The following is a 451-nucleotide window of genomic DNA, read 5'->3' as shown; positions in this document are numbered from 1 at the left end:
TTGATTAATCATCATGGGACGCTGTTCAATTGATCGCCCCAAAGATTGATTATATTTAGAACGTTGGTCAACGTTACGCCGTTGGCGCACGCCATGTTCAGGCAAATCATTTAAAGAAAACTCAATTTTCCCTTGATTTAACCAATTATAAATTGATTTAGTCGCTAGTTTAAATTCGTGAGCTATCATTTCTGGTGACCAACTTAGCCGTAAATGGTTTAAAATTATTTGCCTTAATTTGTCATTCAATTTAGTCTTTCGGCCACATCGTGACCGCTTGTATTCGGCATCTGTTTGTGCTAATTCAGCCTGATAAGGTTCACATCGAGCTAATTCATAAGAAATTGTGGCAGGTGATCGTTTTAGGCGATCGCTCATTTGGATATTGGACAGGCCTAGTTCACAAAAGGTTTCGATTTTAATTCGTTCGGAATAGGTTATACTAGACAAA

General features: G+C 37.9%; 1 protein-coding gene. It reads right to left on the bottom strand.

Going from position 1 to position 451, the window contains the following annotated elements:
- Window positions 1-450, bottom strand: a 450-nt coding sequence (locus FD20_RS12700) for a helix-turn-helix domain-containing protein (RefSeq protein ID WP_157060946.1), incomplete at its 3' end; no start/stop codon positions are given.
- Between the last annotated feature and the right edge of the window lies 1 nt (window position 451).

This window comes from Liquorilactobacillus uvarum DSM 19971 (assembly GCF_001434935.1).
Lineage (GTDB): Bacteria > Bacillota > Bacilli > Lactobacillales > Lactobacillaceae > Liquorilactobacillus > Liquorilactobacillus uvarum.
Note: the sequence above shows the minus strand (reverse complement) of the source record. Positions and strands in the feature narration are given on the sequence as shown.